General features: G+C 33.0%; 25 protein-coding genes. 9 read left to right on the top strand and 16 right to left on the bottom strand.

Features of this window, described 5'->3' with window-relative positions; all coding sequences use genetic code 11:
* Nucleotide 1 precedes the first annotated feature (1 nt).
* Complete coding sequence (locus tag B4N66_RS16230) at nt 2-916, bottom strand: LysR family transcriptional regulator (protein WP_291096283.1); 915 nt, start codon at nt 914-916, stop codon at nt 2-4.
* Nucleotides 917-1,189: 273 nt separating this feature from the next.
* Between B4N66_RS16230 and B4N66_RS16235 the strand changes: the two genes are divergently transcribed.
* The 5 genes from B4N66_RS16235 (at nt 1,190) to B4N66_RS16255 (ending at nt 5,029) form a co-directional block, all read left to right on the top strand.
* On the top strand, nt 1,190-1,492 hold the full coding sequence (locus B4N66_RS16235) for a hypothetical protein (protein ID WP_291096285.1): 303 nt from the start codon (nt 1,190-1,192) through the stop codon (nt 1,490-1,492).
* Complete coding sequence (locus B4N66_RS16240) at nt 1,479-2,321, top strand: DUF6671 family protein (protein ID WP_291096287.1); 843 nt, start codon at nt 1,479-1,481, stop codon at nt 2,319-2,321. Before B4N66_RS16235 ends, B4N66_RS16240 begins: the two co-directional genes overlap by 14 nt.
* Nucleotides 2,284-3,315: an L-threonylcarbamoyladenylate synthase gene (locus B4N66_RS16245; protein ID WP_291096288.1), complete on the top strand. Its 1,032-nt coding sequence runs from the start codon at nt 2,284-2,286 to the stop codon at nt 3,313-3,315. Before B4N66_RS16240 ends, B4N66_RS16245 begins: the two co-directional genes overlap by 38 nt.
* On the top strand, nt 3,315-4,277 hold the full coding sequence (locus tag B4N66_RS16250) for a sodium-dependent bicarbonate transport family permease (protein WP_291096290.1): 963 nt from the start codon (nt 3,315-3,317) through the stop codon (nt 4,275-4,277). The genes B4N66_RS16245 and B4N66_RS16250 overlap by 1 nt, the downstream gene beginning before the upstream one ends.
* Nucleotides 4,278-4,366: 89 nt before the next feature.
* A complete protein-coding gene (locus B4N66_RS16255; protein ID WP_291096292.1) occupies nt 4,367-5,029 on the top strand; it encodes a hypothetical protein in 663 nt (220 codons plus the stop codon).
* Between the two features lie 126 nt (nt 5,030-5,155).
* On the opposite strand, the gene B4N66_RS16260 is transcribed toward B4N66_RS16255, so the two are convergent.
* From B4N66_RS16260 to htpG, 4 genes are all read right to left on the bottom strand, one after another.
* Nucleotides 5,156-5,551, bottom strand: coding sequence for a DUF2721 domain-containing protein (locus B4N66_RS16260; protein WP_291096293.1), 396 nt, complete (start codon nt 5,549-5,551; stop codon nt 5,156-5,158).
* Nucleotides 5,552-5,621: 70 nt separating this feature from the next.
* Entirely contained in the window at nt 5,622-6,224 is a 603-nt protein-coding gene (locus B4N66_RS16265) for a GldM family protein (RefSeq protein ID WP_291096295.1), read from the bottom strand.
* 53 nt (nt 6,225-6,277) lie between these two features.
* On the bottom strand, nt 6,278-6,724 hold the full coding sequence (locus B4N66_RS16270) for a hypothetical protein (protein WP_291096297.1): 447 nt from the start codon (nt 6,722-6,724) through the stop codon (nt 6,278-6,280).
* Between the two features lie 96 nt (nt 6,725-6,820).
* A complete protein-coding gene (htpG, locus tag B4N66_RS16275) occupies nt 6,821-8,707 on the bottom strand; it encodes a molecular chaperone HtpG (RefSeq protein WP_291096299.1) in 1,887 nt (628 codons plus the stop codon).
* A gap of 175 nt (nt 8,708-8,882) precedes the next feature.
* Here htpG and B4N66_RS16280 point away from each other — a divergent pair, with 175 nt between their 5' ends.
* The 4 genes from B4N66_RS16280 to B4N66_RS16295 all read left to right on the top strand — a co-directional run bounded on the left by B4N66_RS16280 (nt 8,883) and on the right by B4N66_RS16295 (nt 12,327).
* Entirely contained in the window at nt 8,883-9,353 is a 471-nt protein-coding gene (locus tag B4N66_RS16280) for a lipocalin family protein (RefSeq protein WP_291096301.1), read from the top strand.
* Nucleotides 9,354-9,373: 20 nt separating this feature from the next.
* Nucleotides 9,374-10,069: an OmpA family protein gene (locus B4N66_RS16285; protein ID WP_291096303.1), complete on the top strand. Its 696-nt coding sequence runs from the start codon at nt 9,374-9,376 to the stop codon at nt 10,067-10,069.
* A 141-nt stretch (nt 10,070-10,210) separates the two neighbouring features.
* Nucleotides 10,211-10,882: a TetR family transcriptional regulator C-terminal domain-containing protein gene (locus tag B4N66_RS16290; protein ID WP_291096305.1), complete on the top strand. Its 672-nt coding sequence runs from the start codon at nt 10,211-10,213 to the stop codon at nt 10,880-10,882.
* Nucleotides 10,883-11,013: 131 nt separating this feature from the next.
* Nucleotides 11,014-12,327 carry an ABC1 kinase family protein gene (locus B4N66_RS16295; protein ID WP_291096307.1) on the top strand — a complete coding sequence of 438 codons (1,314 nt, stop codon included), beginning with the start codon at nt 11,014-11,016 and terminating at the stop codon, nt 12,325-12,327.
* A 122-nt stretch (nt 12,328-12,449) separates the two neighbouring features.
* On the opposite strand, the gene B4N66_RS16300 is transcribed toward B4N66_RS16295, so the two are convergent.
* The 11 genes from B4N66_RS16300 to B4N66_RS16350 all read right to left on the bottom strand — a co-directional run bounded on the left by B4N66_RS16300 (nt 12,450) and on the right by B4N66_RS16350 (nt 21,638).
* The gene (locus B4N66_RS16300; protein ID WP_291096309.1) at nt 12,450-12,614 is read right to left on the bottom strand and encodes a hypothetical protein; all 165 of its coding nucleotides are present in this window, start codon (nt 12,612-12,614) and stop codon (nt 12,450-12,452) included.
* Nucleotides 12,615-12,650: 36 nt separating this feature from the next.
* Entirely contained in the window at nt 12,651-13,109 is a 459-nt protein-coding gene (locus B4N66_RS16305) for a DUF1569 domain-containing protein (RefSeq protein ID WP_324523110.1), read from the bottom strand.
* Nucleotides 13,110-13,146: 37 nt separating this feature from the next.
* Nucleotides 13,147-13,641: a hypothetical protein gene (locus B4N66_RS16310; RefSeq protein WP_291096311.1), complete on the bottom strand. Its 495-nt coding sequence runs from the start codon at nt 13,639-13,641 to the stop codon at nt 13,147-13,149.
* 212 nt (nt 13,642-13,853) lie between these two features.
* Nucleotides 13,854-14,378: a hypothetical protein gene (locus B4N66_RS16315; RefSeq protein ID WP_291096313.1), complete on the bottom strand. Its 525-nt coding sequence runs from the start codon at nt 14,376-14,378 to the stop codon at nt 13,854-13,856.
* Between the two features lie 872 nt (nt 14,379-15,250).
* Nucleotides 15,251-15,784 carry a hypothetical protein gene (locus B4N66_RS16320; RefSeq protein ID WP_291096315.1) on the bottom strand — a complete coding sequence of 178 codons (534 nt, stop codon included), beginning with the start codon at nt 15,782-15,784 and terminating at the stop codon, nt 15,251-15,253.
* A 110-nt stretch (nt 15,785-15,894) separates the two neighbouring features.
* The gene (locus B4N66_RS16325; protein ID WP_291096316.1) at nt 15,895-16,902 is read right to left on the bottom strand and encodes a hypothetical protein; all 1,008 of its coding nucleotides are present in this window, start codon (nt 16,900-16,902) and stop codon (nt 15,895-15,897) included.
* A gap of 154 nt (nt 16,903-17,056) precedes the next feature.
* Nucleotides 17,057-17,932, bottom strand: coding sequence for a nucleotide-binding protein (locus B4N66_RS16330; RefSeq protein ID WP_291096318.1), 876 nt, complete (start codon nt 17,930-17,932; stop codon nt 17,057-17,059).
* Nucleotides 17,933-18,151: 219 nt separating this feature from the next.
* Nucleotides 18,152-18,658, bottom strand: a complete 507-nt coding sequence (locus B4N66_RS16335; RefSeq protein ID WP_291096320.1) for a hypothetical protein — start codon at nt 18,656-18,658, stop codon at nt 18,152-18,154.
* 17 nt (nt 18,659-18,675) lie between these two features.
* The gene (locus B4N66_RS16340) at nt 18,676-18,984 is read right to left on the bottom strand and encodes a hypothetical protein (protein WP_291096322.1); all 309 of its coding nucleotides are present in this window, start codon (nt 18,982-18,984) and stop codon (nt 18,676-18,678) included.
* A 30-nt stretch (nt 18,985-19,014) separates the two neighbouring features.
* Nucleotides 19,015-19,491: a hypothetical protein gene (locus B4N66_RS16345; protein ID WP_291096323.1), complete on the bottom strand. Its 477-nt coding sequence runs from the start codon at nt 19,489-19,491 to the stop codon at nt 19,015-19,017.
* A 269-nt stretch (nt 19,492-19,760) separates the two neighbouring features.
* Nucleotides 19,761-21,638 carry a beta strand repeat-containing protein gene (locus B4N66_RS16350; RefSeq protein WP_291096324.1) on the bottom strand — a complete coding sequence of 626 codons (1,878 nt, stop codon included), beginning with the start codon at nt 21,636-21,638 and terminating at the stop codon, nt 19,761-19,763.
* Between the last annotated feature and the right edge of the window lie 203 nt (nt 21,639-21,841).

A 21,841-nucleotide genomic window follows, 5' to 3' on the forward strand; every position in this document is an offset into this window, starting at 1 on the left:
TCTAAATCCATGAGAATTTTTCTGTCATTATTTTCGCTTTATTGTTCAACAAATAATTAGTAAAAGCGGTTGCGACCGGCGACAGATTTTTCTGTTTTAGCCAAATCAAACTCCAAGTCGATTTTAAAGGCAATCCTTTGATCGGGATAATATGTAAATCTCCATTGTTTAACTCATTTTTAATTCCAATTATTGGCATGATTGAACAACCCAAACCGGCAATAACGGCTTGTTTTACAGCCTCATTTGAAGTCAACTCCATCTTTTTAACCAATTGAAGCTTGTTCGATTCTAAAAATCGCTCCATCACCTGTCTGGTACCGGAACCTTTTTCTCTGTAAATGATAGGAATATTTTCGATAATCGATTTGTCATTCATTTTTTCCGAAAAAATATACTCTTTGTTACCTACAAAATAGAGTTTGTTTTCCATCAAATCAATTTTTTCAATATCCATATTTCCCGGAAGAATGGAAACTAGAGAAAAATCTACTTCATTGTATTGTAAACTTTCGATAACTTTTAGTTTGTTTGTCACATCAAGTTCTAGTTCAACAGCTGAATTTTCTTTCAGAAAGTCGGCAATGAAATAGGGAATTACATATTTTCCGGTAGAAACAACCGATATTTTTAAACGACCTGATAGTTGTCCTTTAAACGAGGAAGTTTTATAGTTTATCGCTTGAATTTCATAAACAATTTTTTGTGCAGCAAGGGCAATTTCTTTGCCAAAATCGGTTACATATAATTGTCTACCAATTACTTCTGTTAATGGGATATCAAATTGATCCTGAAATTTTTTCAATTGAATTGAAACAGCCGGTTGGGTTAAATGCAACGCCTCAGAAGCTTTAGTAATGCTTTTTGTTTCTGTAATCTTCAGAAAGATTATTAATTGATGTAAGGTATAATGCATAAATATTGTTTATGTATTTCATTACAAATATAAATAAAAATATATGAAATGTTTTAAAGAAATTTGCAGTATTAAATTCAATGTCATGAAAAAATTAATATGTAAATACGGTGTAATTTATGCTATAGTTTGGCTTTTTACAGGTATAATAGCTACTCTACTACAACCTAACAATATTATTTTAAATTTTTATTTAGGACTCGGAATCTTGTTTACACTTTATTTTTTCAAGTCCAATAATCTAAAAATCCAATAATCTAAAACCATATCACTATGAAAACAAATTTAACCTTCGATCTCATCAACGGTACATTCCAACCTGCGGAAGCCAAAAATGTCTTGTTTACATTAATTAAAGATAAAATTAATTTTCATGAGCTGGAAATGTTCAGTGCCTATGAAAGGTATGGAATAGAATTACCTAATTCTAAAAAAAGAGTAGCTGAACTGAAGAATGCATTATCGCAAATAGAAGAAACCATAATAGAGTTTGAAAAATCAAATTCAAACATTCAAATTAAGGGAAAAATTGAAATCATTGCAGTAGAAAAGAAAGAAAAACATGAAGTTTTTTAAAGGAAGAAAGCTCATCATTGCCACAAAACACGAAAAAGAAAAAGTGATTTTGCCTTTAGTCAATGCAAATATGCATGTTGAGGTTTTTGTACCGTCGGATTATGATACGGACAAGTTTGGCACTTTTTCAGGTGAGATTGCCAGAACGACCAATGCACTGGAAGCAGTTCGAAAAAAATGCCTTGATGCCATGAATGAATATGGTTATGATTTAGGAATTGCTTCTGAAGGTTCATTTGGTCCGCATCCCAGTTTGTTTTTTGCTCAGGCAGATGATGAATTACTGATTCTAATTGATAAAAAAAATAATCTTGAAATTATTTCTCGAGAGGTGAGTTTAGACACTAATTTTTCTGGTGAGAAAATACAATCTTACGAACAATTGATTGAATTTGCTAAGCAGGTGCAATTTCCTACGCATGGTATAATTTTGAAAGATGCCCAAGACCATTTTTCAAAAATATACAAAGATATTTCCGATTGGGAGCAGTTAAAAATAAGCTATGATTCTATTATAGAACATTCTAAAGAGATTTGGGCAGAAACAGATATGCGAGCACATCGAAATCCAACCCGAATGAATGTAATAGAGAAAGCAACCCAGAAGTTGATAAAAAAACTTGCTTCACTTTGCCCAAATTGTCAAACACCCGGCTTTGATGTGAATAAAGTTGTACATGGTCTTCCTTGTAAATGGTGTAAAACACCCACTTCATCCACGTTAGCCTTACGTTACACGTGCCAAAAATGTAGTCACACAACTCTTGAAAATTATCCAAATGGAAAACACTATGAGTCACCCGAATTCTGCTCTTACTGCAATCCCTAATAAAAGAGGGATCATAACAAAGTCTGTCAAAAAAGCGGCTTTTTATCTCAAAAAAGGCGAAGTAGTAGCAATGCCAACGGAAACTGTTTATGGGTTGGCAGCCTCTATTTACAATGAAAATGCACTGAAAAAAATATTTGAAATAAAAGAACGGCCCTATTTGAATCCGTTAATTGTTCACATTGATTCATTACAATCTTTAAGCAAAATAGCAGTCAATGTCCCGGAAGTTGCCTACCGATTAGCCGATAAATTTTGGCCTGGGCCGTTAACCATGATTTTTGAAAAGAATAAAGCAATTTCTAATTTTATTACGGGCGGTAAGAATACCATTGCTGTGCGAATGCCTAATCATCCGCTTGCATTAGAATTGATAAAAACAGTTGATGTTCCTTTAGCCGCACCAAGTGCTAATCCATTTGGTTCTATAAGTCCAACTTCAGCCAAACACGTTGAAAAATACTTTAAAAATAATCTTGATGTTATTTTGGATGGTGGTTCTTGTTCAAAAGGTATTGAATCAACTATCATCGGTTTTAAAAACGATGAAGTACTGATTTATCGACTTGGTTCACTTTCTATAGAAATGATAGCGTCTGTAGTGGGAACCGTTAGCGTTAGAAAACATAATCAAAAGAACCCGATTGCTCCCGGAATGCTTGACAAACATTATGCTCCTAAAACACCAATGATTTTATGCGATAATCCCATCAAAACAGCATCAAATTTAATTGGGAAAAACATTGGCATTATTGTTTTTGATAAGAAATCACTTTGTACAGATTATCATATTGAAGTTTTATCACCAAATGGGGACTTAGATGAGGCAGCAAAAAATCTATATGCAGCTATGCACAAATTGGACGATAAAGGCTTTGATTTACTCATCGCACAAAAGTTTCCAAATGTTGGTTTAGGAAGAGCCATTAATGACAGACTGACTAGAGCCTGTAAAAAAGACACCAATTTTACACCAAATAATATATTTATCTGATGAATTTAGATCTTTTGCTACAAAACTTAACCAACCCGGCTCTACTTTTTTTTGTACTCGGAATTTTAGCGGTACGATTTAAAAGCGATTTGGAAATCCCGTCTAATTCATCAAAATTTATCTCGCTGTATCTATTATTTTCTATCGGATTCAAAGGTGGTCAAGAATTGGCTCATAGCGAATTGACTTTTTCTGTAGTATGGGCTCTTCTTTTCGGAATAGTTGTTGCCTGCTTGATTCCATTGTACACATTTTTCATTCTAAAAAGAAAATTGAGTATCGAAAATTCGGGTGCAATTGCTGCAGCTTATGGCTCAGTTAGTGCTGTAACTTTTGTAACAGCTGTATCGTTTTTAGAAATTCAGACTATTTCGTTCAGCGGACACATGGTTGCGGTCATGGCTTTAATGGAGGCACCCGCAATCATTATTGGTGTGATATTAATTCGCTTTTTCGGCTCAAAAGAATCTTGCAACGGAAATTTAGGTTCTATTCTCAAACATTCGTTTACCAACGGAAGTGTTTTTTTAATCTTAGGAAGTTTGCTCATTGGGTTTTTGGCAAGTGACAAAGAAGCCATGGGAATTAAACCGTTTACAACAGACATTTTCAAAGGATTTCTAGCTATTTTTCTTTTGGATATGGGAATTGTATGCGGAAAAAAAATAAACGATTTTTTAAAAAGCGGATGGTTCACAGCTCTATTTGCTATTTTGATTCCTTTATTCAATGGCGTTTTGGTGGCAGTACTGAGTCAATTTATTACAGATAGTATTGGCGATCGATTTATGTTTGCAGTGTTAGCCGCAAGTGCTTCGTACATTGCTGTTCCGGCGGCTATGAAAATGGCGGTGCCAAAAGCAAATCCGGGGTTGTTTGTACCTATGGCATTGGCGGTTTCGTTTCCATTCAATATTACTATAGGAATGCCCATTTATCTTTCAATAATTACTTGTTTCTAAAAAATAACATATAAATTTTAAACTATGGCAAGAGTAAAGCAAACTAAGAACAAATTAAAAACAATCAAATAATAAATAATTGTAAAATCATGAAAAAATTAATTTTAACAACAGTAGTAGCATTTGGATTTTTAATCACGTCGTGCAATCAAATGACGGAGAAAGTGAAAGAAGAAGCACAAAATACAGTTACACAAACCAGTGAACAAGTTCAAAAAGTAATAGACGATTTAGGTTTGGTTTACGTAGAAGAAGGTGCTCAAAACATCATTACGTATGAAGAAGTAAACGCTGCTCAACAAGCTTGGTGTGATGCTTTGGTGAAAATCGGTAAATTAAAAGAAGAAGGAGGAGATTATAAAGCTTTTGCTGAACAAGTATTGTCAGATGCTTATAACTACGATAACGGAAAAGTATTTTTTAAGCCAACTTTGGCTTTTGGTGATCAAACCTTCAGAAACACAAAGCAAGGGGCTTTGGCTTATTTTGTCGGAGGTGATTCGCAATTCCCAAACGATAAAGGTTTTGCTTTAAAGCCATGGGTAAAAGCTCGATATGACAATGCCGGAGAGAAAAATGAAGGAATTCAAATTTATGGTTCAGTAGCAATCACAATGGGAAATGTTTGGGTGACAGATAAGGAAGGTAACGAAGTGATGGTAGATAAAACGTGGGTTTTCAGAAAAGGGAAAGATGGTAAATTAAGAATTATTGTGCATAAATCTTCTTTGCCGTTTAGCCCCGGTAATTAGTTGTTAGTTATTCAGGAAAAGGCTGAAAGTTAATTTTCTTTTGGCCTTTTTGTTTTTATTTCTAATGATTTGAAATTCACGAATAAAAATCTTGCTAAAAGTTAATCAATTAGCACTTTCAATTCTTTAGTCTTTGTCCACCATGTCTTTTAAATGCACTCGCAACGCGTTCACAGAAATACTGATTTCCCAAAATGAAATGCCTAACGAAATGAGTAAAGCCAATAAACTTCCTCCAAAAAGAATAATGCCCGGCAATTGGTATTCAAAAAACAAAACCAACATCGCAAACACCGACAAAAACAAACTTAATACACCCGCTAATTGCATATAACGAATCAATGTTAACCTAAGATTTAAATTCGCAATTTCAATCAAAATGCTTTTGTTCTCTTTTTCGTCATACGTCTTTTTTAAACCACGTACAATTTGAGCAATAGTTAAAAAGCGATTTGTATAAGCCAATAAAATCAACGAAGTGGCGGAAAAGAGTAGGGCGGGAGTGTCGATGGTTAGGGTCATAGTGAAGTTGCGGGTTTAAAATTGAGGGTTTCGGGTTGCGAGTTCAAAGTTCGTGAATCTTTATTCATTATTATATAATTTTTAAAATTTCATTTTTTATAATCACTTTTTCTGTATCTCCAATTTCAATAATGATATTGTTAAAAATGAAAATATCACCAACTTCTGCTATTGGAATTAATTTCGAATCAACTACTTTACCATTTTCTCTTGTAACTAGATTATCTTTTGAGATTCTAATAATTTCTAAACTACTAATTTTTAATGGAACATCTATCGATATTTCAGGGATATAACAAGAGATGTTTTTTATTGTTTTAAAATCATCAATTTTGATTTCATTATTTTCTACAGGACGGTTAAAGTTTAAAATGGGTTCAGGAATTTCTTTTACTCTAAAATGAAACTTTTCGGATTTGTTTTTTGTTTTAACTTCTACAAATAGAGCTTCGGATTGATTTGTAATTATAGTGTATTTTTCGTTAGTACTACCTTTTTCTACAATACCATAATCAGAAGTAATTGATACTATTTTTTTATTTGATGAAATGTTTAAGGGATTAACTAGACCTTTATAGATGATATTTTTAGTAGATTCATTATAGCAATAAATAGTTGTTTTGTTGGAACAAGAACAAAAGATTATCAGTATAAAGTAAAAGTAATATTTCATAGAAATTTTAGTAGACCTTTGTAAAAGTTTTAAACTTTGACAAATGATTAGAATTATTTGAGAATTTTAAAGATCTCAACCTCCTTTTTATGTCTTAAAGTTGCTATTTCCGCTTCTCTATCCAAAATATAATCAATGTTCAAGTTGGTAATGTCGAAACTAATTTCAGTTATAAATCGGTTTGAAACATTTGAGTAATTTGATTCGATTTCTTTGGTATCAGAAAGAAGTTTTAATTCTTTTTCTGCACCTTGAAAGATTATTTCGCAACCTTCAAATGTTTTAATCTTCCTATTGCCAACAACGATAATGTCAAGAAAACTGTATTCTGAAAGTTCATTGATTTCTGCCCAAATGCCACCATTAATTGAAGATGCAATTTTTTCGCCTTTTACATTTTCAATTTTACTTTCTGTTACGGTATCAATATGGTTTCTTTTGATTGCTGCGGGGTTTCCCAAGTCCGCTAAAAGAAGGTCTAATTTTTTAAAAAGATTCACTTTAAAAGAATTTATTTTCAAAGATAAAAAAAACCTGCAAGTTTTCACTCACAGGCTCAGTCTTAATACTTAATACTTCAGTCTTAATACTTAATACTATTTAATCATCTCAAAACTCCTCTTCACAAAAGCAGTCAATTCCTCGCCTTTTAATAATCCTTGAGAGATTTTGGCTAAATCCATTGCTTGTTTTACTAAATGTTCTTGAGCGGATTTGTCTTCTGTGGAAAGAATAGTAGTGGCTAAATTAGAATTGGTATTCACCACCAAATTATACATTTCAGGGAAGTTACCCATGCCGAACATTCCGCCGCCACCGGACTGACTCATCTCTTTCATTCGACGCATAAATTCCGGTTGTGTTATCATGAATGGTGCGGCATTGCTATCCATTGCTTCCAATTGAACGGTGTAGGTTGCTTTTGGAACCAATTCTTCTAAAACCGTTTTCAGTTTAGTTGATTCTTCTTCGGATAATTTTGAAATCTGCGTGTCTTCTTTCTGAATCAATTTGTCAATATGATCTGAATCTACACGAACAAACGTCAAATTTTCATTATCCGCTTCTAATTTTTGAATCAAATGCGACACAATCGGGCTATCTAATAACATTACTTCGTAACCTTTTTCTCTTGCAATGTCAATGTAACCGTGTTGAGCTTCTTTGTTGGAAGCATATAAAACCACCAATTTTCCGTTTTTGTCGGTTTGATTGGCTACTAGTTTTTCTTTTAATTCTGCTAATGTGAAAAATTTATCATCAACTGTCGGATATAAAACAAAATCTCCTGCTTTTTCATAGAATTTGTCTTCCGAAAGCATTCCGTATTCCAGCACAATTTTGATGTCATTCCATTTTTGTTCAAAATCTGCACGGTTTTCGTTGAATAAAGATTTCAATTTATCGGCTACTTTTCTGGTAATGTAATTTGAAATCTTCTTCACATTTCCATCCGATTGCAAATACGAACGCGAAACATTCAATGGAATATCAGGCGAATCAATCACTCCGCGAAGCATTACTAAAAATTCAGGAACAATTCCTTCCACATTATCCGTTACATAAACCTGATTTTGGTATAATTGAATTTTGTCTTTTTGAATTTGTAAATCCGCCGACATTTTTGGGAAATATAAAATTCCGGTTAAATTAAACGGATAATCCACGTTCAAATGAATACTGAACAACGGATCTTCAAATTGCATCGGATACAATTCTCTATAAAATTCTTTATAATCCTCATCTTTTAATTCCGTTGGAGCTTTTGTCCAAGCCGGAGTTGGGTTGTTGATGATGTTATCAACTTCAATTTCTTCTGCTTTGAAATCTTCAGGAGCATCTTCCGGTTTTGGAAGTGTTTCTTTTTTAGTTCCGAATTTAATTGGCACCGGCATGAATTTGTTGTATTTTTTCAACAATTCACGGATTTTAAATTCTTCTAAAAATTCTAATGAATCTTCAGCAATATGTAGGATAATTTCTGTTCCTCTTTCTGTTTTATCATGTTGAACTAATGTAAATTCAGGACTTCCATCACACGTCCAATGAGCGGCCGGTTCATCTTTGAACGATTTTGTGATGATTTCCACCTTTGAAGCTACCATAAATGCAGAGTAGAAACCTAAACCAAAATGTCCGATGATACCTGAATCTTTGGCAGAATCTTTGTATTTTTCTAAAAATTCTTCAGCACCTGAGAATGCAACTTGGTTGATGTATTTTTCAACCTCTTCGGCTGTCATACCCAAACCTTGATCGATAATGTGTAATTTTTTGTTTTCCTTATCGATTTTTACTTCGATTTTTGGATTACCATATTCCACTTTGGCTTCACCTATGCTGGTTAGGTGTTTTAATTTTAAAGTAGCATCTGTGGCATTAGACACTAATTCACGAAGAAAAATTTCGTGATCACTGTATAAAAACTTTTTAATTAAAGGAAAGATGTTTTCTACAGAAACATTAATTTTTCCGGTTGTCATATTTTGAATTTTAAGTTAAACATTATTCTTGTTTATTTAAGCAAAAGCAATACCATTTATATTGATATGACAAATTGACGTAGAATTAATTTGACAAGAAAAAGTGGGAATTATATAATTTTATTTAGAAAAAATGGAAGTATCTTTGTAGCACTGACATTTAAATTAGTAAAACATGAGAAAAATAATTTTTATCAGTTTGATGTCCGTTTTGTTTTTTTCTTGTAAAACAAACACTGCCACAAAGTTAGATAACAAGGCCGAGGTGGCCATGAAAGGAAATTGGGTAATTGCATCAGTAAATTATCCAGGTTCAGATTACATTAAAGTGAATTCATTTGACCTTGCAGATTCGCAATGTTTTGTTGGTAGCACATGGAAATTTGTTTCAAACAATAACAAAGGAGACATGGCATTGACTAAAATGGGATGTCCTGCTTTTAGTTCACCAATAACTTGGTTTGTGAATAAGGATGGAAATTTTGTCATGAAAGTGTTGAATGCAGGTGAAAAAGCTAAAAAAGTGAGAGAAGGTTATGTGCTTAGAGTATCCAATGTAACTGAAAATTCATTTCAATTAGTGGATAACATCAGCGTTGGAAATTCGATGACTGATGTGGTTTACCAATTTCAAAGAGTAAATTAATAAATAAAATAGAGATAAAGATGAAAAAAATAGTAGCCTTAGTTTTAATTAGTGCTTTTGCCACCGGGTCATTAACTACCGGATGTGAAGCTGCAAAAAATACAAACAATACGCAACGTGGTGCCGGAATTGGTGTAGCTGCGGGAGCTGTTATTGGTGGTATTTTAGGAAATAACCTTGGAAAAGGTGGCAACACAGCATTAGGTGCTGTAATTGGTGGTGTTGTTGGTGGTGCAGTAGGTGGATCTATTGGTAATAAAATGGATAAACAAGCTCGTGAAATCGAACAAGCTTTACCGGGTGCTGAAGTAAATAGAGTAGAAGAAGGTATCGTATTGGTTTTAGGTGAAAATTCAGTGAATTTTGAAACATCTAAATCAGTATTAACACCAACTGCTAAAGCTAATTTGGATAAAGTTGTTCCTGTTTTTCAAAGTTATGCAGATACCGATATTGTAGTTTATGGATATACTGATAGTACAGGTAGATTAGAATTTAATCAGAAGTTATCGGAAGACCGTGCAGCTTCTGTTAGAACTTATTTGGTGAGCAAAGGATTGTCTGCAGCACGTTTTAAAACAAGAGGAATGGGACCAAACGACCCTATTGCTTCTAATGAAACTGTTGAAGGAAGAAGTAAAAACCGTCGTGTAGAGTTTACAATTACCGCAAACGAAAAAATGATTAAAGATACAGAGGCTGAGTTGAAAGACTAATTTCTTTAGAATTATAAGTAAGACCGTTACGAAAGTGACGGTCTTTTTTTTTGAAAGATTTTTAACAATATTTTGTTTAAATATTTTTGATTAAAGTTAAACAACTTTGTACCTTTGACAGAGAATAAATTTCTAATAACTATGACCGCAACCAAAAAAATAACAACAAAGAAGAAGATAATGACTGATGATCAAATCATTAGTTTGTATATGGATCAGGTTTTACAACATAATGTTGAACCCAAGAATGTGTATTTATTTTGTCAAGAGAATAAAATTGTAGAAAGTGATTTTTATGCTTTTTATGGTTCGATTGATGCTTTGAAGCAGGATATCTGGTTGAAGTTTTTTGAAAATGTTAAAAATACAATTGAGTCAGATGAAAATTATTTGACGTATTCGAATAAAAATAAATTGTTGACACTTTACTTTTCGTTGATAGAAATACTGACATTAAATAGAAGTTATGTCGTGTTTGCTTTGAAAGAAGAAAAGAATATGTTGAAAAATTTGCAACAATTGAAAACATTTCGAAACCATTTTAAAAGTTTTATCGTAGATATGATGAACACGCAGACTTCGGAAGAGGATTTTAAAGTCAATAAGATTGCAAAACCGCTTTATGTTGAAGGTGCTTGGGTTGAGTTCTTATTTATATTGAAATTTTGGTTGGATGATACTTCCAAAGGATTTGAAAAAACCGATGTGATGATTGAAAAAGCAGTGAAAGCTACTTTTGATGTGTTAGATACAACGCCACTTGACAGTTTATTGGATCTGGGAAAATTTGTTTGGAAAGAAAAATTTAATTAATAGCACTTACTTGCGTGAGGGATAGAAGCGGACCTGCCTGCCGGCAGGCAGGAAGCCCAGAAAGAGGAGGAACGACGAACGAGGACTTGCAGCGGATAGCCCGACCCTTGTGGTCACGCTCAAAAAAAAATATGAAAACATTAGACAAAATACCAACCAACAAAATTGAACGTGCGGGACAATTGGTGAAAACCGGTTTGAAAGTAGGAGGAAACTACATTGCCTATTATGGCGAAAAAGTGGTGAATCCGAGTTTGACAAAAGATAAATTGAACGAGAACAATGCAGAGGATATTTATGACGGACTCAAAAACCTGAAAGGAAGTGCGTTGAAAGTAGCACAAATGCTGAGCATGGAAAAAAACATTATGCCAAAAGCATACGTAGAAAAGTTTTCGCTGGCACAATTTTCGGTGCCGCCGTTGAGTGCTCCGTTGGTGAGAAAGACATTTAAAAATTATTTGGGAAAATATCCTGAACAACTATACGATTCGTTTACGCCTGATTCAATTAATGCGGCCAGCATCGGACAGGTGCACAAAGCCGCAAAGGATGGGAAAAATCTTGCTGTGAAAATTCAATATCCGGGCGTAGCGGAAAGTATTAGTTCAGACCTAGCAATTGTGAAACCTTTTGCTATTAAGATGTTCAACCTCCAAGGAAAAGACTCGGAGAAATATTTCAAGGAGGTTGAACATAAATTAATGGAAGAAACGGATTATGAATTGGAGTTGAAGCAAGGGAAATTTATTGCCGAAGCGTGTGCAATGATTCCGAATTTGCGTTTTCCAAAATATTATGAAGAACTTTCGTCGAAGAGAATTTTAACAATGGATTGGATGAATGGCGAACATTTATCGGAGTTTACAGCTAACAATTCTAATCGAGAAAAAGGCGATAAGTTGGGTCAAGCGTTATGGGATTTTTATATGTACCAAATGCATCATTTAAAACAAGTGCATGCCGATCCGCATCCGGGAAATTTTTTAATTGATGAGAATGCGAATTTAATTGCGATTGATTTTGGTTGTATCAAACAAGTTCCGGAAGAATTTTATGTGCCATATTTTGAATTGGCTCGTCCGGAAATCATTGGAAACCCAAAATTATTTAATGAAAAGTTATTTGAATTAGAAATATTGCGAACCGATGATTCGCCTAAAGAAATTGAGTATTTCACAGGATTATTTCATCAATTGTTGAGTTTGTTTACGCAACCATTTCACGGTGATTTCTTTGATTTTTCTGATGAAGAATTCTTTGGAAGCATTGCCAAAATGGGCGAGGAGTTTTCAAAAGACACGCAATTGCGAAAAATGAACGGAAACAGAGGTTCAAAGCACTTTTTATACATTAACAGAACGTTCTTTGGTTTATATAATCTTTTGCACGATTTAAAAGCAAGAGTAAAAACGAAAGACTACGAAAAATACATTGCCAACTAAGTTTTAGTTGTTTATATAAAGTTTGTTTATTTATTGGTTAGGTTGACGAGAGCGACACTCCACGTTTGAGTTTTGTCGCTCTTGTTCTTTTTTGGAACTAAATATCATCCATTATTCAGCTATTAATCACAGCTACAATTAAGCTGAGCGGCATAGTATTCACATGGTTGCGGATCATCCGAACTTTGAATGTTTAAATCGACACAACGAACTCTATCATCATCATCGGAACACGATAAAGTTAAGGATAGGATTAATATGGATAATAGTAAATATATATTTTTCATAATCTAATAACTATAAATAGTTCACAATAAACTCCATCACACCCCAAACTGCGTTAAATGATGGTCCAAATGTTTATAAAATAAAACATTCCATTCCTTGGAGTTCATTTTTCCGAATGAGTGGTTTTCTTTTCCTTCAAAATATGATTCGCCCAATTCTTGACATTTATTAATATAGGAAATGAGTTTTGCTTTTTCAGCTTCAAAATCTTTTGATCCCACTACAACAAACTCAGGAGAAGTCCGACTGTTTTTGGGATAAGGTTTTTCTCCGGTCACCATTTTTTTAATGAAAGTCTTTAGCATAAAACTCATTATTAAACCCGGTTTTTTAAACTTTTCGGGTTCAAACGTATACGAATAAGCAACATTGCAATGAGCAAGCATTTGGTCGGCACTCATTTTTCCCCACAATGGTTGCTGGGTTGGAGTGATTTGATTAATGCGACTAATCAATTCGTTTGTTACTTCTTGGCTAAAAATGTTTTTTATCATAGGTTACAATTTTATCTTACTGTTCTAAATCATTAATCTAAAACTCAATACTTTCTCTAATGTAATTATAAGTTATTAGTTCTTCCTCTTCATCAATAATCCCGGAATCTCTATCTTCAGTATAAAGTAATGTAATTGACATATATAGAATTTCATTTTCAAAAGTTTCTAAATATTCATAAAAACTTCTATCTCCATTAGGTAAACTCAAGTATAAAGAATTATTATCCCTACTCCAACTAGTAAAATTAGTAGTGATAATATCACATGTTTGATTTTCAAATTTACCATCGGTAATAGTTGCCTTAGTCCTAAAAAAATTATCGCTATCTAAACCGCTTTCAACAATTATTTTTCCATGTTCAAGTTCACATTCGTTTGCTATTTCGTTACCTAAATCATCCGTAATACTAATTAATTTCCAAGTGGTGATGGTAGTTTGATTAGGGATGTGAACGAAATCTTGACTGTCGTCATCTTTTGAGCAAGATAAAAGAACGGTAAGGCTTATCAATAAAAAGATTTTCTTCATTTACTTAGTAGTGTTAGTTGCAAGTTAAACTTATTAAATTTCTTGACTTGGTTGTAAATATATGGTAACAAAGCCAAAACTCAAAATGGCTGCTTTAAGTAGTTATGCTGCGAAGTCGGGAGACTTCGCAGAGCGGGAAAGTTGCTTTAATAAAGTTAATTAGTATGTCTCTACTGTTACCCACTTGTAGTTTTTTGGTTTAGAAAAAGTTTTTAATACTTCAAATCAAACTCACCATTTCTAATCTCTCGAACTTCATTTTCAGCATTCACGGCATCATACCAAAATTTGCCAGCTAAAATCCGTTCTTGTTGGTTGTGATAAACAATTTCAAATTCGCCAATGTAGTCAAGGTTAGTAGAAAATTCATCTAACAACATAATGGTATAAGTTCCTGTACTGTCATTGTTTAAATCATAAAGAGTTCCCGTCAAATTATTTTCAAAAGGATTAACATTTTTCACTACAACTCCAACCACAAGTAAGGAATTTTCAGGACCTCTATTATTAAATTTTAGGTAGAGATATTCTTCTCCGTTGTAGGATTCATAGCCAAAATCCAATGAGTTAGCACCTGGTGAAATGGTCAATCGCGGAACAAGCTCTACACCATCCACTTCACATTTTGCACCGCCTCTTCCGGTAAAAATATAATTCTCATCAGACAAATCAACGGAAGATGTAGAGCAACTCATTAACGTTAGAAAAGATAACAGCACGATTAAATTTTTTTTCATAATATTTCTTTTTATTTAGTAGATGCAATTTTTTCAGAAAGGTTGTACTTAAATGTTTTCTTTAGTTTTGAAGCTTTACGGAACATTTCGGCTTTACAATGTAACCTTTGAGTTCTTAGTAAATTTAGCTCAACAAATCCAAAATACAAAATAACTACTTTACAATTGTTTTGCTGCGAAGTCGGGAGAGTTTGTTGAGCTGAGTCATTTATTGACTCTAATAAAACTTTCAATTTCCGTATACAGTAAATAAATTCCAATAAACGTGACAGAAATAGAAAGAAGAATCATGCCTACACAAATTGCTAGTTTTATATTTTGGTCTTTATACTTTTCCAATTTCTTTATATATTTTATTGTTTTAGTAACTCCAATATAAATGGACATAAAAGCCAAAGCAAAAAGTAAAATATGTAAAAGAATTAGCTTCATATATTAAGTTGTTATTTGGTTTCCCATGTCCACGGCTTGCTTATAACTTGTATAAATCGCCTCCGCTAGTGCGAGCGTCTCGCCCGTACACATTCAGATTATAATAACATGTTTTTTACTTTCTTTTTCAAAGATAGAAAATAGTTGTATAGTTTGGATTGTTTTACTGCGAAGTCGGGAGACTTCGCTAAGCGGTTTAATGTTAACACTGCTCACCATTCTTTCAAACTTTCCTCTAATAATTAGTCAAACAAAAAGCCAATTATTATAAAAAAAGTAATGATAAAACACCAATCACTACTGACATAAAAACAATAATAATTACAAAAGTCCACCTCTTTTTATCAGTCATAATTTATTTTTGTTTGTTAGTATAAATGCACAGCAGTTATTTTGTTTGCTGCGAAGTCGGGAGACTTCGCAGAGCGGGGGGGTATAAACTAATCCAAAGCAAATATTACCTCTTCCACATTATATGTTAAACTGATTAATCCAATCCAATTTTTTTCAATATCATTTTGATCTTCATCAGGGTTAATAATTTTTATCACAATTAATTTCCTTCCTAAGGTATCTTTATAGCCTGTTAATTGTTTATTCAAATATTTCATTTGAGATTGAATATATTTTGCATGCTTAATTATTTTCTTATTTTCACTTCTATAATGTTCTGCATCGGGCAATGAATCATAATTAAGTTTTGAAAACCATTCTTTAGTGTAACTTAAATACTCTTTATCAAGTTTTTTATTTACTTGAATTATGTCTTCCTTACTTGGCAAAAAAGGAGTCTTCAAACTATTGCCAATAAACCACTCTTTGGTAATACTATCATTAAAAACAACAGATTTTGAGTTTTTAAATTGATAAACAGTAGAGTACTTATGCGTACTTATTTCATAAACATCATAGCTTTCAGTAGTTTTGCATCCTGAAAGTATGATTAATAATATTAGTATGATAAAGTTTTTCATGTAAATATCTTATTCTACTATTTACTTCAAGCTTGCTACGAAGTCGGGAGACTTCGCAGAGCGGGGGGGGGAATAGCAATTGATTATAAATGATGTAGACAATAGTAATTTTAATTTTCAGAAATTTGAGGCGGAATATTATCATCAATTTCATTTGCCAAAGCTTTTAGTATGTGCTTCGGCATTTGTAAAAGTTCAGGTTTTTTATTTAATAAATGAAGTTCTTTTATCGATAAAGTTCTAGTTTGAAGGCTGACTGATCCTTCCTCATCTGTTAGTTTCACAACAATTAATGCTCCTATTCTGATTGCCGCATTAGGAATGTCTTTTAGAGATGTTATAATATTGGACAAAGCTTCTGATTGATTTTTGTCTATTTCCGATTGTTGTTTTAGAATAGTATTTACTTCAATTCCATATTCAGCTTCTTTCAGTCTGTCTTGTACTTCATCACTCGATAATTTCGCTTGAGATTTCGCTAAAATTCTTTTAAACCAAGAGCCTTTTACAGCTTCGAATTCTATTGATTCATCAAAACCAATACTTTTTGCAAACCTTAATACAGAATCATAAACTTCAAAAATTTCTTGAGAATTATCAGTATCTAAATATATATCAATTGGTATTGTTTGAGTTGTTTTAGAATCATTATATGATGCTGCATTTGAGTAAAGTAATTCCTTTATTAAAGTATTTTCTTTATTTAATTTTTTAACAGAATCTTTTAAAGATTCGACCATCATTTTAAGTTCAGCAATTTCATCATTTGATTTAACTATACTAACTTTAGATGTAGCAGGCTCTCTCGTATTCCTTGTTCTAGATTTTCCAGTTCCAGAACCAATAAGTGCTTTCCATTTGCCACCATAAGCTTGTGCAGCATAGATTTCATTACTAGTTTTCTCTAAATGACCTTCATGTAGCCGATATATATGGTTCATTCCAAAATTTTGCGTGTACGATCCTGGAATTGTAATTATGAAATTCTCATCATTTATATCCATTGATTTATAAGCTTCCATGAGATATTCATAAAGCTTTTTTTTAAATTCACTATCTATACCTGATTCGCCAACAATTGACTTGTCGATTAAGTTTAATAATTCTTTGTTGTCCATATTGTTTTGTTTTATTAATTCCAACGTTTTGCATCTATAAGAAGTTAGTGTTTTCGGAGACGAAAACTTTCTGCCAGCACTGAACTTAATACGAAGCACAAAGCTTCATTTATCCAATAAACCGCCAATTTCTTTTAGGTGCTGTTAGGCACAGTTATAATTTATTCATGTCAATTTCGTAACCTGAGTTCCTTAATTCACGTGCAATTTTTATATGCCATGCATCATCATCGTCCATTTTTACATAAACAACACCGGAAATATCATTCGGTGTTTCTATGTCGTCTTTCACTAATGCACAAACATTCTCTCTACCTATTTTTCCAATTAGGAAACCATGTTCAAAAACAACATTTTGTCTTGCACGGTTTTTTAAATTTGGATTATCTTCTTTTTTTGCTCCAATGTCGCAAGGTGTATAAAGAACAATTCCAAAACCGACATTAGAATACGCTTCAATTTTTTCAATTACAGTCTTACTACCACTTGCCTGTTCATGAAGTATTATAGGTCTTAAACCTAATTTTTCAATATAGCGTGCGGTCTTTGTTTTTGCAGCCTCGTCATGACCATGAACAATAAACACTTCAGTTTTAGAAAGTGTTTTTGTTGCTGTCGCTACTGTATTGGTTGTATTATTAGATACTTGAGATTTAAGTAATTCAGCTCTTGTCAATAAACTTTTTAAATTATCTAATTTATAATTTATTAAATTCTTAAATGTCTGCACAGGGTTTCCTTCCACTTCTCCCATTTGACCCATAAAAGTGTATCCAGCATGATTATAGGAGTCCATATAATCGTTAATCTCAATGTTAAACACTTGTTTAAGCATTTCAAAATTATAGTCTGTCCATAATTTATAGTCAGAGTTTGCTGTTTTCAGCTCCTGTTGAGTCGAAATATTACGATTAAATATCTCATCACCAATTTCAATTCGTTTTTCTAATTTACTTACAAAGTCTACATTGCTTATAGTCAAGATAGCTGTCTCTTTAGGTTGCTGTGCTGTATTTTTTCTTGTTGCCATTATCTTAGTTGTGTTGTCATTTAATAATTGTGCCTAACTTATATATAACCGCTACTATCTATCGCCTATCCGCCTAAATTAGGTCTGATAACAGCTACTGAATAGCGTATTATTTTTTTACTAAAATACAAAAAACATCCACACATCAATAAATCCCTACTAATTTTCTTAAAATCATAAAAAATGAGTATAAGGCAAGGTAAATTAGTTACAACAACATTAAAGAGTGTTTTGCTTTTTATAATACTCAATGATATGACTAATTTCGGAAACAGAATAATTTAAATCACTAATCGTAATTTTATATGTCTGATTTGTGCAAAGTGTAATGTTTAATTTAAAATAACTAGCTACATCAGCTGCATCCGCTTCTTCAATGGTAGTGGTATTAATTTCGTTCCATGGAATTATTTTTCCATTGCCTAAAATTAAATTGTCTTTAGCAATAGTTAATTTAGCTTTTTGATTAACTAATTTTGAAAGTGGGATGAGTAAAATGATGATACAGAATAGCAACATTCCAAGATTGTTTTGATGATTTCTAAAGTTATAAATAGTAATCAGTATTAACACAATAGCAATCAGCAACAGTTGTTTGGCAGATTTTTTGGAATTTTTTAGAATAACTTTTTCGCCATATTCATTTGAGCAAAATTCATTTTGAATCGCAGTTTTTTCAAACGTTGAATTGGATAAAAATCTTTTGAAAAATGCAATTAATTTCATTTATTGAGTTGTGATTTTTAAGTGTTCAACAGCTTCGTAATTATTCCATTACCAATTAAAATTGATCCTTCATAAAATTCAAATTTCATTCCTTCACATAATTTTCCTTTAAAATAATCGGTGTCTAATAATGTAATTTCAGCTTCAATATTTTCGCCGGGCATCACAGTATCTTTTCCAATAAAGGTTTGTATGCCGGAAAACAATCCTGCGTAAAAAGGGAACTTAATTCCGGGTTTATAGCCAGAGGAAGCAGGGGTTGAACGACCTCCTTCTTCACTTTTCAAATAATTTAAATTAGCTACAAAATGTGGTTTTGTTTTCATGATTTGTTTTAAAGGAAGTCTTGCTTATTTTCATAGATGCGTTAAATCTAATTCAATTCTATTAGTCAGTGTATCTAAAGTTAAATAGAAAGGTTCAGCTTTATTTGGGTTAGTATCGCTATGAAAAAAGTTAAAACCATTTTCTGTGCTGGCCCAAATACCTTTTTCTGTTTTAGAATGTATTACTTCCCAAATAGGGTCAGCATAATTTGATGATTGAATGGTGTCAAAAAGTACAGAAGAAGTTATTTGTTCTACGATATTTTTCTCTATTAACGGATTGTACTCGATAATTAAATAATAGGAGTAGTCGGTATCAAAAGCTCCTTCGGTGTGCACAATGGAATCTACTATTACAGTAAAGTCATCTAATAATTTTAAATTGGTTTTGTCTTCAATTAATTTACTTATTTCAGGCTTCTGACTCTTAATTGATTCTGTTTTCTTGCAAGAAAAAAACAAAACCAACAATATAAATAATGGAAGGATAGAAGAGTGCTTTTTCAATTCTCTAAGGTATAAGATTAAAATATTATGAATCGTGAAGAACCACAGTAAAATAATTTTTACTAAAATACTAAAAAACAGAATAACTCGTACACATACGAGTGTTCATTAAAAGAATAATAAGAAAGAAATAAGAAAATAAATAAACCCGATAAACACGTATAACATGGTCATACGGTTTCGGGTTTACTAAATTGGAAGTAAGTTACTTTATAGGGCTTCCAAAAAATGAACTTTTACTACACTGTTTTAAGTTGGAACAGTTGTAGTTATCTAATTTGTTGTACTTCAAAGAAGGTTTTAGTAGCAAACGAGTCGATCGCTACAGTCGGTTGGTAGTTTTGTACATAAATCTCTACGGTACCGCCCGCGGCTAAGTTCACCATGCAGTTGATGTTTCTGTGCACAGGACCGTTGGCAAGGTGGTTTCCGGTAGTTTCTTGATACAAAGCACCATTTACGTACACACCAATAGAATAGAATTGATTATTACTTTGATTATCTGTATGAAACCCGGCATTCACTTGATAGATTCCCGCAGCAGCAGCAGTAAATGTACCGCCTGCAAATTCAGATTTTGTATCAAATACCGTTGTATCAAAATTTATTTTTTCCCATCCTGTTGAACCTAACGCTTGGTTGGCACTCAATCTAATCCGCATAGCCGATAGTGTGCTAAGTGGATTTGGTACCCAAGTGGCATTTCCTGTTGCATCACTCTGCAAAATATAATTTGCATTTGCACCGGCAGTCATTTGAAAGTTAGTTGTAGCGGTGTTTCCGGCTATGGATACCGTGGTTCCGTTATCGCTAATGATACCATCAACAAGAGTAGTTCCATTCCATTTTGGGATGCTGTTATTTGTTGTAGAAGAAACTTGTGGATCGGTTTCAACTGTTGAGGAAGTGACCCAGCTTGTTCCTCCAGCACCATCGGTTCTCAAAATTTGTCCAGCTGTTCCTCTAACATTTGGTAATGCATATCCGATTGCAGTAGCAGGATTATTTACTTGTAATGTTCCATTTACTCTAAGTATATTAGTATCAAACTCACCATAAATCAGTGCGTTGCTTGAATTAGCATTAGTATTTTCAATATACAATTTATTACTACTACTACCAGCTTCTGAACTACCAGCTAAGTGACCTATAAATACGTTATCAGTTCCATTAGTAGTATTTGAACCAGCAGAAAAACCAATAGCTGTGTTTCTTGTTGATGTGTTAGTAGCATTTCTTAAAGCACTCGAGCCTATGGCTACAGACCATGTAATTGTTCCGGAACCTGTCATAGTATTATCTCCAACAGCCACATTATTCCTTGTAGCATCAGAATTTAAACCAGACATAGCATTGCTTCCAACAGCAGTATTAAATAGTGTTCTTGCTGGCACCGATGTTAAAGCATTGTATCCCACCGCAGTATTGTTATTACCGCCATTTAAACTTGCAAGTGCACCACTACCAACAGCTGTGTTTAAAGCCCCGGTATCTGCATTTGGAGTGTTTATTGCTAAAGCATTATATCCAACAGCTGTATTGTTTGCAGAGGTTGTGTTTGCCGCTAGAGCGTTAGTTCCAAAGGCCGTATTATTTGCTGCTGTATTTGCTGCTAAAGCATTTACTCCAAAAGCCGTACCATTCGTAGTGGAACCAGCTGTTAGAGCATTAACACCAAAAGATGTACTAGTTGTTGAAATTCTTCCTGCATGTGTATTATTTCTTCTAAATTGAATATTTGCAGCTGTTGTTGTTCCAATAAAATTTGTACCATCAACAATTCCGGTATTTCCGGTTGTTAACCATCCAGTTGAAGCTACTGGTGTTCCGGTAATAAAACGCTCCCATATTGTGCCATTCCAAAAATAAAATCCTGGTGTAACAAGCCCTTGCAGTGCGAGAACAGGTCCTGGTAAACCACTATTATTGTTGGTGTTGTAAACCATTTCAGAATTTATTGGAGCTATTAGTGGAGCTGCAAAATTTGTTCCGCCCAATGAAACTCTTGGAATTAGTAAACCATCAGTTGTAGAAGTGATATCTAAAGCACCTTGAGGTGTTGTTGTACCAATACCAACTTGTGCACTAACATTGTTTAAACATAAACATCCAAAAAAAGTAGCGAATACGATTTTAATTTTCTTCATAATTTTTTTTATTTTCACTTAAAGTGACATCATTCTATCTTTTGCTTTCTTGTCAGGAAAATATAAATTAAAAAATACCTCTCTAAAAAGAGAGGCATTCTTTAATCAATCTGTCTTAGAACTTAATTTTTAATTACTCTCACAGTTCTCGTTTCTTCACCTTGTGTTACAATCACGTTGTAAACACCCGATGGATAACGATC

Source organism: Flavobacterium sp. UBA2787, from assembly GCA_002352205.1.
Taxonomy (GTDB): domain Bacteria; phylum Bacteroidota; class Bacteroidia; order Flavobacteriales; family Flavobacteriaceae; genus Flavobacterium.